Source organism: Kitasatospora sp. NPDC058965 (assembly GCF_042741245.1).
In the GTDB taxonomy this organism is placed as follows: Bacteria; Actinomycetota; Actinomycetes; order Streptomycetales; family Streptomycetaceae; genus Kitasatospora.
In genome coordinates this window covers 26,767-40,189 of the sequence record NZ_JBHYKG010000038.1, presented here as the reverse complement: position 1 = coordinate 40,189, position 13,423 = coordinate 26,767, and the positions used below count along the sequence as shown (strand labels likewise).

Sequence of the window (13,423 nt, the reverse complement as noted above, 5' to 3'; positions counted from 1 at the left end):
CCTGTGGCGCCGGGCCGGCGGGCTCCCGGGTGGGACGCGGGCGGGGGGGAGTGGTGGGGTGAGTCCGGGGCCTGTCGGCGTCGCCCGTGGGCCCGGCCACTCGGGTGGACCGCCCCCGTGGACGGCGGACCACACGTCGGGGGGCGGTGTCGTCGACGGCTCGCACCCCGGTCGCGCGGTCGCCGTTCCGGGGAGAAGCGAACACCGAGCAGCCGGCGCGCCCTTCGGGCGTGCCGGTGCACCGTCGATCGCCGCGCACTGCCTTCCATCCGGACTTTCACCGTCGGTCCTGGAGTTCCACCAGGTCAACCGGCCGATGGCTTCGGCCGGGTCGCGGACTTTCACCGCCGGTTCGGACTTGCACCGACCCCGGAGCGCGCGAACACTCGCAGCGATCATGGCACAGGTGCGGTTCGTTGCCGATGCGTTCCGTGCCGATGTGGTCCGCGCCACTCCCGACGGTGGGTCAGTTCCCCGGAGCCGTGGTGCGCTCAGCCGTTCGCGCACCCGCTGCTGGTGCAGGCGTGCCACGGGCCCCAGCTCCCGGTCGGCGACTGGGAGATCCGGGCGAACATCGACGGCGCGTCCCACATGTGCGAGACGGCGGTCAGCGTGCCGTCCGGTGCCTCGGTGACCGAGGACGGGGTGGCGACGGTCGCGGGCAGCGGGCCGGCCCCGAGGTCGGTCCAGGCGCCCCAGACGCCCGGGGCGCTCTGCTCGTCGACGTACAGTTCCGGGCTGCCCGATCCCTGGAAGTCCTCGAACAGCACCAGGGTGCCGTCCGACCGCTGGAACGCCACCGGCGCCCCGAAGAACCGCGGCACGCCCACGCCGGCGGGCGCGAAGGACTCCGGCGCGGACCACGCGCCGTTCTCGCCGCTCTGGTGGATCCGCACCAGGCCGCCGGCCTGGAAGCCGATGGTGAACACCTCCAGACTGCCGTCCGTGTCGGAGGCCGCGGCGAGCAGTGCGTTCTGGAAGTTGACCGTCATGGTGCTGACCTGGGTCCAGGCGCCGAACGTTCCGCCCGGGACCGACTGGGTCTGGTACCAGACGGTCACGTTGGTGGGGGAGTTGACCGAGAAAAGGGCGAACTGCGCCTGGGTGCCGTCGGGTCGGGTGACGGTGGCCGACTGCCCCTCGACGCCCGGGAGCGGGGCCGTGCCGGGCGCCCGGCCGACGCTCCCCCGCGCGGGCGACAGGGAGACCGTGGCCTGGGCGCGGGCCTGCGCGGTCGGGGCGAACAGGCCCACCGCGCCGAGGAGTGCGGCGCAGACGGCTGCCGCCGCCGTGGTTCGCCGTGCGCTCTTACGCATTGCCGGATCCTGCCTTCCGCTCGGTGTGCGGGTCCGCCCGACCGGGGGCCCGACCGCGGCCATCCTGCCCGCACCGGTACCCATCTCGGGTGCGATCCGCAGGAGTTGGCCGGAACTCGCGGGCCCCGGGGAGGGCGGCGCGCGGGCGGTCGGCCTCAGATCAGCGCGGGCTCGTCCGCGGCGGGGGTGCGGACCGGCCGGCGGAGGCGGAACGCGGCGTGCAGCATGGGCGCGGTGAGCACCCGGCCGAAGGTGGTCAGGACCAGGCCGGCCGCCTGCAGCAGCGGCAGGTAGACCGGGTACGGGTAGCTGCTCAACGCCGCGGCCTGCGGGAGCTCGGCCAGCTCGGCCAGGACGCCGCCCACCACCAGCGCGGCGACGATCTGCAGCGCGGTGCGCCAACTTCCGTGGGAGAGCCGCCAGGCGGCGCGCAGGCCGCGGCCCTCCAGCACGACCGTCATGGGCAGCAGGGCGGTGGCGAACGAGAGGTAGAGGGCGGCGAGCTGGAACACGGCCATGGCGTGCGAGAGGACGAGATCGCCGTAGACGCCGGGGCCGAGCAGCGACAGCAGCCCGAGCTGGTCGAGCCCGCCCAGGGCGACCAGCCAGCCCCACAGCCGGGCGGTGCGCCGCAGGTCCGGCCGCAGCGCCGAGCCGACCCGGTGGCCGCCGTCGAGGATCCGCAGCACCGTGGACCAGCTCCAGGCGGCCAGCAGCCCGTCGGCCACGGCCGACCAGACGGAGCCGGCCAGGAACAGGTCGGCGCTCTCCAGCCCGGCGCGCAGCACCCACACCGCCAGGCCGGCTGCGGCGAACAGCGCCTGCACCCCGAGCAGTTGCGGCCAGTGAGCGGCCAGATTCCCCCGTGTGAGCGCCCACCAGGTCCGGTCGGGCCGCTCGGTCGAAATGATCACCGGAGGAGCCTACCGGGACCGCAGCGGGCGCCGTCGACGCGGTGCGCCGGACCGGGTCTCACCACGCCAGGCGGTCCGGCCCGGGGAAGCGGGTGATCGGCTCGTCCGCCCAGCTGTACAGCTCCAGACCGGACAGGTAGCCGCCGGTCGCCCACACCAGGACGCCGCCGACGGGCTGCCCGTCGCGGTCGAGCACGGCAGCCTCGGTGATCGGGCCCCGGGCCCCGGCCACGGGCGGGACTGCCGCCGTGTCGGCCACGCCGAAGTCGAGGGTGGGGCAGGGGCACGGGCAGTGCCCGGTGACCCGCAGCCGGGGGAGCTGCGCGAGCAGGCCGCGGTGGACGGGCGTGTCCTCCCGCAGCAGCGCCTGCAGCAGCGTGACCACCTCGGCGGGGAGGGGGTCACCGGTCGTGCTGTCGTCCATGCCGGGAGCCGATCATCCCGCCGGGGCCAGGGTCAAACGGGTTTGCGGCCGGGCGGGTCCTACTGGCTCAGGATCCATGCACTGAGAACCGCGCCGGTCAGCGCGATGCCGACGTGCAGGCTGACCCACACCGCGTACAGGCGCACCTTGATCAGGTGCGGGAAGCGACTGCCGGCTGTCTTGTGGCCGCCCGCCCAGAGGGTGTCGAGGTCGACCTCGGGATGCAGGCGGCCCATGGCCCTGCGCAGTTGGCGGGCCCGCCGGGTGTGGAGGTCGAACCGCTCGCGGAACTTCATGCAGGCGACGGCGCCGAAGATGCCGAGCCCGAACATCGGCAGGGTCACCCCCAGCGCGGAGAGCTGAAGGTGTCCCTGCTGGGCCAGGAATCCCAGCCCCGCCGCCACCACGACGATGACGATGTTGGTCAGAGCTGCGCGCTGGTCCTCGATCTGCCGTCCCTGGTCACGCTGTTCGCGCCACAGCTGCAGCAGTACGTCCGTTGTGTCCGCCATGGTCCTCCTGCCTCCGCCGGGTGTCGTCGGATTCATGTCCGCGGATGTCGGCGGAACAACTGCGGTGGGCGGACCTGTGACAGATCTGTGGCCCACCGGGCCCGCGGCAGGCGTGTCAGGGCCGTTGTCCAGGGCTGGGGTGATCCTCGATGACTAGTAAGGAAGACTGATAAGGTAGCCTTAGTAGTATGACCGATGGCCCCGACCCCGACGAGGTCGCCTCCGCCCTGCTGGCGAGCATCAGCGTGCTGGTGCGACGGGGGCGTCAGGCGCCCGTCGACGGCGGGCTCTCGATGCCCGAGCGGACGGCGCTGCACCAGCTCGACCGCTCGGGGCCCACCACGTCCGCGGCGCTGGCCCGGGAGGCGCAGATCACCGCGCAGGCGATGGGGGCGACCCTCGCGGCGCTGCGCGAGCGGGGGTTGGTCGAGCGCCGGGCGGACCCGGACGACGGCAGGCGCATCCTGCTGTCGCTGACCGAGGCCGGTGCGCAGGCGCTCAGGAACAAGCGCAACACCCTGGTCGAGCTCCTCGCCCGGGGCCTGGGCGGCGGCGCGTTCACCCCGGCCGAGCTGGCGCAGCTCGCCGACGCCGCGGCGCTGCTGGACCGACTGGGCCGGCAGCTCTGAGCCGGTCCGATCCGGGTGGGACCCCCACCCCCGACACCACCGAAACGAGCGAGGCACCACCATGACCCTGTTGGGCCGACTCCTGAAGAACCGCAAGGCCGGCGAGACCCACGCGGCGTGGCTGCGGCCCAACCTGCAGGGCCCCGACCTGCTGACCGTCACCAGCGCGGACTTCGGCGACGGCGGCACCATGCCGCTGGTGCAGTGCGCCAAGCACGTCGGCGGCGCCGACGTGTCGCCCGGGCTGGCCTGGGGCCCGCTCCCGGCCGGCACCGCCCAACTGCTCCTGGTCGTCGAGGACATCGACGTCCCGCTCGCCAAGCCCGTGGTGCACTGCGCGGCCCTGCTCGACCCCGGGGCCGGCCCGCTGGAGCCCGGCGCCCTGGCCAAGGACCGACCCGGCCCCGGGGTGCGGCTGCTGCGCTCCTTCGTCGGCCGCGGCTACCGCGGTCCCGGCCCGATCAAGGGCCACGGGCCGCACCGCTACGTCTTCCAGCTGTTCGCCCTCGCGGCCCCGCTGGACGGCACCCCCGGTGGTGCACCGGTGGAGCGGACCCGCCCGGGCGCGCTGCTGTCCGGCGTCACCGCACCCGTCCTGGCGCGGGGCCGGCTGACCGGCGTGTACGAACGCTGACCGGTGGGGGTGCGGAGTCCGTCGCTCCACTGGAGGAACCTCCAGCGCACGATCAACGGCGTGGCGCACGGGTTGGTGGCCGTGCCGATGCCCGGGCCGGGCGTCGTCCTGTGTAGTGGGGACGCACAGCGGATACCTCAACTCGCCGCTCTTCGGGCCGGACTGAGTGACCGACAGGAATCCGTGCCCGACGGCGGCGGGCCCTCCGCGCCGTCCTCGCAGGCGTGCCCCGGCGCTGCCGTGCGCACCGTGCCCTGCGAGCCCCACCGACGAAAGGCGCGTCTTGCCCGTTCGCAGTGCCGTCCAGGGTGTCGTCCGGCTGGCCGGCCGCCGACTGCCCCTCGTCTCGTTCCTCGCCCGGCTGCCCGCAGCCCTCTGCCCGACCGGGACGCTGCTCATGGTCACCCAGTTCGGCGGGGTCGCCCGGGGCGGCATCGTCGCGGGCGCGCTGTGGAGCGGGCAGGCGGTGGGCGGGCCGCTGCTGGGCCGGCTGGCCGACCGCCGCGGCCACCGCCCGGTCGTGCTCGCGGCGTCGGTGGCCAACGCACTGACCATCGTCGCGCTGGTGCTGGCCGCGGTCGCCCGGGTGCCGCTGACCGTCCAGGCCGCCTGCGCGCTGCTCGCCGGCTTCACCGTCCCGCAGATCGGACCGCTCGCCCGGACCCGGTGGATCGCGCTGGCCGACCGCCACCCCGAGGGGCGCGAACTCGTCGGGCACGCACTCGCCTTCGACGCCGTGGTGGACGAGACGAGCTTCGTGGTCGGCCCCGCGCTGGTCGGGATCCTGGCCTGGGCCGTGCACCCGGCGGCGGGCCTGGTCTGCGCGGCCGTGCTGATGGCGGTCTTCGGCACCGTGTTCGCACTGCACCCCACGGCCCCCGCCGCCGCACCCCGCAGCACGCGGACCGGCCGGCTACGCCCCGGCCCGCTGCTGCCCCTGCTCGCCATGACGGTCCTGCAGGGGGTCATGTTCGGGGCCGCCAACACCGGCGTCCAGGCGCTGGCCCGGGGCGACGCGGGCGTCGGCGGCCTGATCTGGTCCGCGATGGGCGTCACCAGCGCGACCGGCGGATTCCTGCTGGCCACCCTGGCCGAGCGCCTCGACCTGACGACGCGGCTGCGCACCGCCATGGCGGCGCAGGCGGCGCTGACCCTCACCCTGCTGCCCGTCGGCGCGGCCCTGGGAGCCACCCTCTCGGTCGCCGCGATCGGCATCGCGGTGGCCCCGACCCTGATCGCGCTCTTCGGACTGGTCGAGCGGATCACCCCGGCCGACCGGATGGGCGAGACGATGACCCTGCTGGGCAGCGGGCTGGTCGTGGGGCAGGGCCTGGCCGTCCTGGTCGCCGGACCGCTGGCCGACAGGCACGGCTACACCGCGGCCTTCGCGCTGACCTGCGGGGCCGGCGGCCTCGCGCTACTGCTCGCCCTGGCACTGGTCCGCCCGCCGCGCTACCCGCTGCGCCGGGCGGCGGCCCCGCAGGTCGCCGTGGGCGCACCGGCCGGCTGACGGCGGTCGACCGACCGGCCGGCCGGCGGTGGGTCGACGGCCGGTCAGTCCGACCCGTCGAGGGTGCGCCGGTAGCGCTCGTAGACCACGCGGGAGCCGAACGTCCTGGTCTCGACCAGCTCCAGCGGAACGGCCTCGGTGACCGGCGGCAGGCAGGGCGTGCCGCCGCCGACGACGATCGGGTTGCGGAACAGCCGCAGCTCGTCGACGAGGCCGAGCCCGATCGCCGCCGCGGCCAGCCCGGCGCCACCGATCTCGACGTCCCGGTCGGTCGCGGCGAGCAACGCGGCGACCTCCTCGGCCACCGACCCCGTGGCCAGCCGCGCGTTGCCCTCGACCCGGTCGAGCGTGCGGCTGAAGACGACCTTCGGGAGCGCGCACCAGGCATCGGCGAATGCGTCCCACAGCTCGTTCGCGCGCATCGCCGGGTCCGTCTCCCAGGGCAGCATGGTCTCGTAGAGCCGCCGACCGCACAGGTGCGCACCGAGCTCGCGCACTTGCGCCAGGTGGAACCGGAACTGCTCCTCGCCCGGCACCGACCACCCGAACCGGCCCTCGCGGTCATTGACGAAGCCGTCCACCGAGACGCTCGTCGAGTAGATCAGCATGGCGTCGAGCCCACCTTCCTGCTGCCGGGACCGCCCGCCCGCGGGGCGAACCAGGCGATCCTACGGGCGCGGCCGCCGACGGGCCGGGACCCCGGGGGCGCACGCGGCCCGTGCCGCGCCGCGCCCCCGGACCGGCGCGCTGACGGGACATCAGCGCGCCGACGGGGGATCAGGGCACCGCCGGGGATCATGGCACCGACGGGCGATCAGCGCCGGGCGAACCAGCGGACGAAGTCCGGGCTCGCCGAGCCGACCCCGGTCACGGCGTCGTAGCCGGGCGCGGTCGTCAGCGAGCCGTCGTGGTCGAGCAGGGACAGGTAGGTGTCGAAGCTGCCCGGGGTCTCCCAGCTCGGCAGGTGGATCGCCACCGACGGGGCGCGGCCCGCCGGTGCGGGGACGATGTCGTGGATCGCCGGGCTGGTGCGCAGCCGGTAGAGCAGCGGGTTGGCGAAGCCGAGCGCGTGGCCCGCGGCCTGGGCGGCGTCCGCCTCCAGCGCGGCGATCAGGGGGGAGGAGCCGCTGGTGCCGGCGCCCACCTCCTCGTGGTAGGCGCCGCCCGGGGTGGTGAACCCGATCAGCCAGCCGGTGGCCAGGTCGCCGTCGGCGGCGACGTCCGGCAGCTCGCGGTGCGCCGGTGCGGTGCCGCCCGCGGTGGCCAGCACCGGGGGGACCACGTTCCTCTGGTACCAGGGCTGGTCGACCAGCCGGCTGCGGCCGCCGCCCGAGCCCATGAAGAACTGCCCGGGCGGCGGGGTCAGGTAGCCGGTGCCCTGCGGGTCGACCTGGGCGGCTTCGGCGCCCCAACCGAGTTCGCCGGCCACCGCGCCGTCCTGGCCGAGCTCCAGGGTGGTGCCGCCCACGGCGGTCGCCCACTGGTCGGAGCCGGGGAAGATCACCGAGCCCCGGGCCGTCCCGTCCGAGCCGTCACCGTCGTCGCCGGAGGCGTAGTCGAAGCCGATGCCCTCCAGCGCACCCTGCTGGAACATCCGGTCCCAGGCCACCACGGTGGCGGGCGAGTCGGAGGCCTCGTTGGTGGCGAAGGAGTCGGAGACCACGTCGGCCAGGTGCTGGTCCACGATCCGGGTGTGGGCGTCCAGGAACGCCGTCGAACCGCCGGCCCCCGTGTCGCAGTCGGCCCCGACGTAGACCACCTTGGCGTCCGGGGCGGCGAGGTGGACGGTCTCCACGTCCAGCGGCTCCTCGGGCGCGTCGGCGTAACCGCCGCAGGTGGCGGCGAAGTCCGGGCCGAAGTTCTCGCTGTACTGCCCCGGCGCGAAGCCGGGGAGACCGTGGGCGGCGAAGAACCTGTCGGCATCGGCCGCCATGGTGGGCAGCGCGCCGTCCAGCACCACGGCGACCGTGCGGCCCTTCCCGGTGTACGGGCTGTCCGTCACCCCGTAGGCGCCGCGAAGCTGTTGGGGGGTGTAGCCGCAGACCTGGTCGACGGCGGTGGTGCGGCCGTCGACGGGCGGGATCGCCGAGCTGTGCTCGCCCCACCACTTCGAGCACGGCGGGGCAGCGGTCGGCGCGCTCGGCGCGGTCGGTGCGGTCGTCGCGCGCACGGCGCCGGTCCGAGGGGCGGGCGACTGGGCGGCCGCGGTCCGGCGGGCCGCCGTCGGGGCGGCGGGATCGGGGATCACGGGGTTCAGGTCGTCCAGCCCGAGCACCGTGCTGATGTCGTGGCCCAGGGCCGCCGGGACCGAGATCCCACCGGCCGGGGCGACGAGCTGCGGCGGCTGGCCCGGCTGTCGGGCGTAGCCGTGCATCGTGGTGGCGAAGGCCCGCTGCACCTGGTCCACGGTGGCGGTGACCGCGAGGTAGTGGGCGTTGGTGCCGGTGACGTGCATGCCGAGGCCACTGAGCCAGGCGCTCACCCTGGCCGTCTGGGCCGGCGTGGTGCCGTAGCGCTGCTCGAACTGGGCGGGCGTCAGGTACTGCGCGTAGGACGGGTCCGCGGGGTCGGAGACCCGCTGGGCCGCGCGGCCCAGGCCCACCGGATCCCGGCCCGCCAGGTAGACCCGCAGCGACAGGCCCCAGGTGCCGGGAGCCGCGCCGGTGTCGACCGGAGCCCCCTGGCCGGGGTCGGTGAGCCAGCCGGGGACGGCGGAGGCCAGCTCCGTGCGCGGCGCGCCCGCGGCATCGGCGGCGGGCGCCACCACACCGGTCACGACCAGCGCCGCCGCGGCCGCACCGGCGGCCAACCGGCCCGCCCGGCCGTGGTGTCGGGCTCCGGGAGCAGCAGCGGTCGGGTGGGCAGGGGAAACGGGCGACTGGGGCAAGGTCTCACACTCCGTCATGGATCGGCAGGTTCGGACTCCGGGCGGCGCGAAGACCACCCAGCCTTGACTGACGCGTCGACCCCGCCGTTCGGTCGCAGACCGGGAGACGGGAGTGGAGCGGCGCGACGGCGGAGGACGGCCGCGCGGCCGTGCGGTGTACGCGGTGGTCGACTGGTGTCCGCCCGGACCGGGCTCTCGCGACCCGCAGGGCGGGCGGAGGTTGCTTCGGACCGGCGACCGGCTTACCGTGTAACTATCTGGTTAGGTACAAAGGAACGGAGAGCCGGCCATGACGACCACGCTCATCACCGGGGCCAACAAGGGCCTGGGGTTCGAGACCGCCCGCCGACTGGTGGCGGCCGGGCACACCGTGTACGTCGGCGCGCGCAGTGTCGAGCGCGGGGTGCGGGCGGCCGGGGCGGTGGGGGCCCGGTTCGTGCAGGTGGACGTGACGGACGACGGGTCGGTCGCCGCGGCGGTGCGGCAGATCGAGGCGGACGGCGGCCTGGACGTGCTGGTGAACAACGCGGGCATCGAGCCGCGGACCGAGGGCGGCGGCTTCGTGCCGGTGGCGGAGACGACCGCCGACCGGGTGCGCGAGGTCTTCGAGACCAACGTCTTCGGCCAGGTGCGGATGCTGCACGCCTTCCTGCCGCTGCTGCACCGCTCCGCCGCGCCGGTGGTGGTGAACGTGGGCAGCGGCCTGGCGCTGACGCGCGAGCTGGCGGATCCGGCCTCGCCCACCCACTTCTACCCCGACGTGGCGTACCCGGCCTCGAAGGCGGCGGTCAACATGCTCACCGTGCAGTACGCCAAGGCGTACCCGCAGGTGCGGATCAACGCCGTGGACCCCGGGTTCACCGCCACCGACCTGAACCACCACGCCGGGACGCAGAGCGTCGCCGAGGGCGCCGAGGTCATCGTCCGGCTGGCGCAGATCGGTCCCGACGGCCCGACCGGCACCTTCTTCACCGCGGCCGGAGTCGTCCCGTGGTGAGCGACCGGCCTTCGGTAGGGTGATCCGCATGTCCGAGTCCGGTGCCGAACGCCCGCCGCGCCCGCGCGACGCGCAGGCCACCAAGGCGCTGCTGCTGAGCGCCGCCACCGCCGAGTTCGCCGAACACGGCCTGGCCGGCGCCCGGATCGACCGGATCGCGGCGCGGGCCGGGGCCAACAAGCGCCTGCTGTACGTGTACTTCGGCGACAAGAACACGCTCTTCGACGCCGTCGTGGCGGAGCAGACGCGCGCCGTGGTGGAGGCCGCCCCCATGCCGGACGGCGACCTGTGCGCTTTCGCCGCCGCGCGCTACGACTACGTGCTGGCCAACCCCGAGGCCCGCCGGATCGCGGCCTGGCGCTCGTTCGAGCAGCCGGAGCCGGCCGAGACCGAGATCGCCGGTTTCCGCGCCCGGATCGACGCGGTCGCCGCCGCCCAGCAGGCCGGCCGGGTGCGCGCGGACCTGCCCGCGGTCGACTTGTTCGCCCTGGTGCTGCGCCTGACGGAGAGTTGGCTGAGTGCCCCGCCGGCCCTCAAGGCCGCCGCCGGCCGGGACGCGATGGCACCGACCCGCCTGGGCGAGCACCGCGCCGCGATGCTGGAAGCGGTCCGCAGCCTGGTGGCGCCGCCGGGCCGCTCGGCGGGCTGAAGCGGCGTCAGGACCAGGGTGCGGGCCGCCGGCGGTCGCCGGCGAAGCGGTCGAGTGCGGCCGCCAGCTCCGGCGGGAGCGTGTCGGTGGAGCCCAGGTCCCAGACGGTGACCCAGCCGTGCTCGTCCGTCCGCGGCACCGGCACCAGCGGGCGCAGCGACAGGTGGTACTGGATCGGCAGCACGGCCGCCAGCCCGCGCGGCGGTCGGGCCCGGCGGACCGCCACCTCCGCCACCTCCTCCCAGCGCAGCGCGAGCCTGCGCCCCCCGCTGAGGCGGACCGCCTCGGCATCGATCCGCAGTTCGGTGGCCACCGCCCGCAGGGCCAGGGCGAGCAGCAGGCCGACGACCACCAGCCCCGTGAAGAGCGGCCAGTGCCCTGCGAGCACGCCCCAGCTCTGCTGCCAGTCGGCCGACGGTCCGGCGGGCGCGGACAGCGGTGAGACGACGAGGAGGTAGGCGAGGAACGGCAGCAGCAGGTCCAGCCCCAGCAGCCGCAGCGCCGACAGGCTGGTGCGGCTGCTCCGCATCCGGAGCTCGCCCCGGTCGGGCGCCGCCGCGGGGCCGGCCCCGGCGAGGCGCCGGCGCAGTTCGGCGTGGCGGAACCGGTAGACCCCGCCGACCTGGGTCAGGATGCCGAGCCGGTGGGCGTCCTCCAGGAAGCCCATCACCTCCCGCCGGGGCAGCTGCTGCCGCCCGGCCAGGACGAGCCGGACCACCGTCCACCGGCCCCAACTGCTCAGCGCCACCAGGGTCAGTGCCGAGCAGAGCCAGGCCACCGCCAGGGCCGCCACGGTGGCCGGCAGGTGGCCGGACGGCCAGTCGAGCAGGGCCACGGAGAGCCCCGCCACCGCCGGGGCGGGGACGAGGCACTGGGCCAGCGAGAGCCTGCGCTCGCCGTCCAGCAGCACCCGCTGCCGTGCGGCCGTACCCGGGTTGGCCATCCTGGTCAGCAGCGCGCCCGCGAGGAGCGGGAGCAGGAACGCGCCGAAGAGCACCCAGACACTCGGTGGGAGGAGCAGCCCGGCACCGGCGAGCCCCACGGCGACCGGCGGCACCAGCGGGACCAGGCGGCGCGGGACGCGGACCGTCCGGCGCGGCCCGTCGATGCCGGGGACGGCGTGCGTGGCGACGATCCGCCCGATCACCGTCGCCACCGTCGCGACCCCGGCCACGGCGCTCAGCGCGTAGCCGGTGGGCACCGTCCGGACCTGCCGCAGCAGGTGCAGCAGGTGCACCAGGTGCAGCAGCCCGGCGGCCGCCCAGCCGGCCCCCGTGCCCAGCAGGGCCACGGCGACCAGGACGACCGCGCTCCACAGCACCGGGCGGGTGACCGCGGACCGCAGCCGCCACCAGGCGATGTCCTGGGTCCGGTCGCGCTCCAGGCAGCCGGCCAGGAAACGCAGGTACCGCTGGGCGTCGTCCTTGTCCCACGCGCGCACCGCGCCCGGAACCCCGACCGCCGCCGGTCCGCGCGAGAACCGCGCCGGTACCAGGCCGTCGAGCAGGTGGCCCTCGATCGCCTCCCGGGTGGCCGGCCGGGCCGGGTCGAGCAGGTCTGCGGGGTCGGCGTCCTCGGGGGCGTAGACGTTCACCGCCAGCCAGAGCATCAGCGGCGAGGAGAGGGTGGTGGCCAGCAGGCCGCCGGGGTTCTCGGCCAGCTCCCGGAGGACCGGCTCCCACGCGGGCAGTCGCGTGGGCGGGCACTCGCGCGCCAGGTACGCGCGGGCGACGTCCGCGGGGACCGGGCAGGCGCGGACGACCCGCAGGGCGCGCAGGAAGGGCGCCCGGTCGGCCGCGTCCTGGTGGGCCTGCGGCCTGGAGAGCAGCACCAGAGGGGTGTCGGGGCCGCCGAGGGCGCTCTTCAGGGCGGTGGCGACGTCCTCGGGGGGCAGCAGCACGACCTCGTCGAGGCCGTCCAGGACCGGCACGACCAGCCGCTCCTCCACCAGCGACCGCACCGTGCCCGGATCGAGCCCGTTCTCCGGGGTGCGGTAGTCCTCGGTGATCCGTCGGACCATCCACTGGACCAGGTCCTCACCGCCGGGGTTCCAGTCCGACAGCGACAGCAGGACCGGCACCGCGCCGCCGGCCCGGCGCCCGCCGAGCAGTTCGAGGACCAGCAGGATCGCCAGGGACGTCTTCCCGGCGCCGGCCGGCCCGGTGATCACCAGCCGGAGCGAGGCGAGCGGCGGCAGGTCGGCGACCAGCTCGGCGAACCCGACCGGGCGGTCGGGTCGGTCGGCCTCGCGCCACTCGACGGCGAGCTGGCTGACCCCGCGCAGGCCGAGGAGGTTCGCCTCGCGCTCCCACTGGCTCCGCACCGCACGGGCCAGCCGGTCAACGGGCTGCTGCGGCGCACCGGCGTCCGGCGGCGCACCGGCGTCGCGGTGGAGGCACACGTTGGCGATCTGCGCCTGGACCACGATCCCCGCGTCGCCCGAGTTGTTGTTGTGGACCGCCTCAGCCATGGTGACATGATGTCAGGGCGCGCCGGAGCCGTAACCGGGCGAACCGGCGGCCCGCGGGCGATCATGGGGCCATGACGGACGAAGCGCGCAAGTCGGACCACCCGCTGATCCGGGTCAAGGGGGTGGCCGTCACCGGGCGGGGCCTCGTGCTGACCGTGCTGGGCGTGGCGATGGTCTGGTTCGTGGCGGCCAACACCCAGTCGGTGGAGGTCAGGCTCTGGGTGCCCACCGTCACCGCGCCGCTGTGGCTGGTGCTGGCGGTCACCGCCCTCGTCGCGGGCTCGGTCGGGTGGTTCGTGGGCCGGCGCCGGCTGAAGCGGGCCGCGAAGGGCTGACCGCTGCCGGGAGGGTGCCCACGGTGAAGGGCCGACCGCTGCCGGGAGGGTGCCCACGGTGAAGGGCCGACCGCTGCCGGGACGGCGCCCACGGTGAAGGGTTGACCACTGCCGGGACTGTGCCCACGGGCCGGGGCCGGCGGTGA

Annotated in this window: 13 protein-coding genes and 1 riboswitch; of the genes, 6 read left to right on the top strand and 7 right to left on the bottom strand. The window is 75.4% G+C overall.

Features of this window, described 5'->3' with window-relative positions; all coding sequences use genetic code 11:
* Positions 1 to 251: 251 nt before the first annotated feature.
* Positions 252 to 382, bottom strand: a riboswitch (FMN riboswitch).
* Between the two features lie 109 nt (positions 383 to 491).
* From ACFW1A_RS09600 to ACFW1A_RS09585, 4 genes are all read right to left on the bottom strand, one after another.
* Positions 492 to 1,316: a hypothetical protein gene (locus ACFW1A_RS09600; protein ID WP_380406844.1), complete on the bottom strand. Its 825-nt coding sequence runs from the start codon at positions 1,314 to 1,316 to the stop codon at positions 492 to 494.
* Between the two features lie 155 nt (positions 1,317 to 1,471).
* Positions 1,472 to 2,230 carry a hypothetical protein gene (locus ACFW1A_RS09595; RefSeq protein ID WP_380406842.1) on the bottom strand — a complete coding sequence of 253 codons (759 nt, stop codon included), beginning with the start codon at positions 2,228 to 2,230 and terminating at the stop codon, positions 1,472 to 1,474.
* A 58-nt stretch (positions 2,231 to 2,288) separates the two neighbouring features.
* The gene (locus tag ACFW1A_RS09590) at positions 2,289 to 2,654 is read right to left on the bottom strand and encodes a hypothetical protein (protein WP_380406839.1); all 366 of its coding nucleotides are present in this window, start codon (positions 2,652 to 2,654) and stop codon (positions 2,289 to 2,291) included.
* 59 nt (positions 2,655 to 2,713) lie between these two features.
* Positions 2,714 to 3,166 carry a hypothetical protein gene (locus ACFW1A_RS09585; RefSeq protein ID WP_380406836.1) on the bottom strand — a complete coding sequence of 151 codons (453 nt, stop codon included), beginning with the start codon at positions 3,164 to 3,166 and terminating at the stop codon, positions 2,714 to 2,716.
* 188 nt (positions 3,167 to 3,354) lie between these two features.
* Between ACFW1A_RS09585 and ACFW1A_RS09580 the strand changes: the two genes are divergently transcribed.
* The 3 genes from ACFW1A_RS09580 to ACFW1A_RS09570 all read left to right on the top strand — a co-directional run bounded on the left by ACFW1A_RS09580 (position 3,355) and on the right by ACFW1A_RS09570 (position 5,939).
* The gene (locus ACFW1A_RS09580) at positions 3,355 to 3,795 is read left to right on the top strand and encodes a MarR family winged helix-turn-helix transcriptional regulator (protein ID WP_380406833.1); all 441 of its coding nucleotides are present in this window, start codon (positions 3,355 to 3,357) and stop codon (positions 3,793 to 3,795) included.
* A gap of 61 nt (positions 3,796 to 3,856) precedes the next feature.
* Complete coding sequence (locus ACFW1A_RS09575) at positions 3,857 to 4,429, top strand: YbhB/YbcL family Raf kinase inhibitor-like protein (RefSeq protein WP_380406831.1); 573 nt, start codon at positions 3,857 to 3,859, stop codon at positions 4,427 to 4,429.
* A gap of 283 nt (positions 4,430 to 4,712) precedes the next feature.
* A complete protein-coding gene (locus tag ACFW1A_RS09570) occupies positions 4,713 to 5,939 on the top strand; it encodes an MFS transporter (protein ID WP_380406829.1) in 1,227 nt (408 codons plus the stop codon).
* Positions 5,940 to 5,983: 44 nt separating this feature from the next.
* On the opposite strand, the gene ACFW1A_RS09565 is transcribed toward ACFW1A_RS09570, so the two are convergent.
* Positions 5,984 to 6,547 (bottom strand): dihydrofolate reductase family protein, encoded by a 564-nt coding sequence (locus ACFW1A_RS09565; protein WP_380406827.1) that lies wholly within the window; start codon positions 6,545 to 6,547, stop codon positions 5,984 to 5,986.
* Positions 6,548 to 6,753: 206 nt separating this feature from the next.
* Positions 6,754 to 8,748, bottom strand: a complete 1,995-nt coding sequence (locus tag ACFW1A_RS09560) for a protease pro-enzyme activation domain-containing protein (RefSeq protein ID WP_380406825.1) — start codon at positions 8,746 to 8,748, stop codon at positions 6,754 to 6,756.
* A gap of 367 nt (positions 8,749 to 9,115) precedes the next feature.
* Here ACFW1A_RS09560 and ACFW1A_RS09555 point away from each other — a divergent pair, with 367 nt between their 5' ends.
* Both ACFW1A_RS09555 and ACFW1A_RS09550 read left to right on the top strand, forming a co-directional pair.
* Entirely contained in the window at positions 9,116 to 9,823 is a 708-nt protein-coding gene (locus tag ACFW1A_RS09555) for an SDR family NAD(P)-dependent oxidoreductase (protein WP_380406823.1), read from the top strand.
* A 28-nt stretch (positions 9,824 to 9,851) separates the two neighbouring features.
* Positions 9,852 to 10,472 (top strand): TetR/AcrR family transcriptional regulator, encoded by a 621-nt coding sequence (locus ACFW1A_RS09550; protein ID WP_380406821.1) that lies wholly within the window; start codon positions 9,852 to 9,854, stop codon positions 10,470 to 10,472.
* A gap of 7 nt (positions 10,473 to 10,479) precedes the next feature.
* On the opposite strand, the gene ACFW1A_RS09545 is transcribed toward ACFW1A_RS09550, so the two are convergent.
* Entirely contained in the window at positions 10,480 to 12,942 is a 2,463-nt protein-coding gene (locus ACFW1A_RS09545) for a hypothetical protein (protein ID WP_380406819.1), read from the bottom strand.
* Positions 12,943 to 13,013: 71 nt separating this feature from the next.
* Between ACFW1A_RS09545 and ACFW1A_RS09540 the strand changes: the two genes are divergently transcribed.
* The gene (locus tag ACFW1A_RS09540) at positions 13,014 to 13,277 is read left to right on the top strand and encodes a LapA family protein (protein ID WP_380406817.1); all 264 of its coding nucleotides are present in this window, start codon (positions 13,014 to 13,016) and stop codon (positions 13,275 to 13,277) included.
* The last annotated feature ends 146 nt before the right edge of the window (positions 13,278 to 13,423 follow it).

Coding starts and splice junctions, on each gene's coding strand:
- ACFW1A_RS09600 (WP_380406844.1), bottom strand. CDS start 1,316: ATGCGTAAGAGCGCACGGCGAACCACGGCGGCGGCAGCCGTCTGCGCC.
- ACFW1A_RS09590 (WP_380406839.1), bottom strand. CDS start 2,654: ATGGACGACAGCACGACCGGTGACCCCCTCCCCGCCGAGGTGGTCACG.
- ACFW1A_RS09585 (WP_380406836.1), bottom strand. CDS start 3,166: ATGGCGGACACAACGGACGTACTGCTGCAGCTGTGGCGCGAACAGCGT.
- ACFW1A_RS09580 (WP_380406833.1), top strand. CDS start 3,355: ATGACCGATGGCCCCGACCCCGACGAGGTCGCCTCCGCCCTGCTGGCG.
- ACFW1A_RS09575 (WP_380406831.1), top strand. CDS start 3,857: ATGACCCTGTTGGGCCGACTCCTGAAGAACCGCAAGGCCGGCGAGACC.
- ACFW1A_RS09565 (WP_380406827.1), bottom strand. CDS start 6,547: ATGCTGATCTACTCGACGAGCGTCTCGGTGGACGGCTTCGTCAATGAC.
- ACFW1A_RS09555 (WP_380406823.1), top strand. CDS start 9,116: ATGACGACCACGCTCATCACCGGGGCCAACAAGGGCCTGGGGTTCGAG.
- ACFW1A_RS09550 (WP_380406821.1), top strand. CDS start 9,852: ATGTCCGAGTCCGGTGCCGAACGCCCGCCGCGCCCGCGCGACGCGCAG.
- ACFW1A_RS09545 (WP_380406819.1), bottom strand. CDS start 12,942: ATGGCTGAGGCGGTCCACAACAACAACTCGGGCGACGCGGGGATCGTG.
- ACFW1A_RS09540 (WP_380406817.1), top strand. CDS start 13,014: ATGACGGACGAAGCGCGCAAGTCGGACCACCCGCTGATCCGGGTCAAG.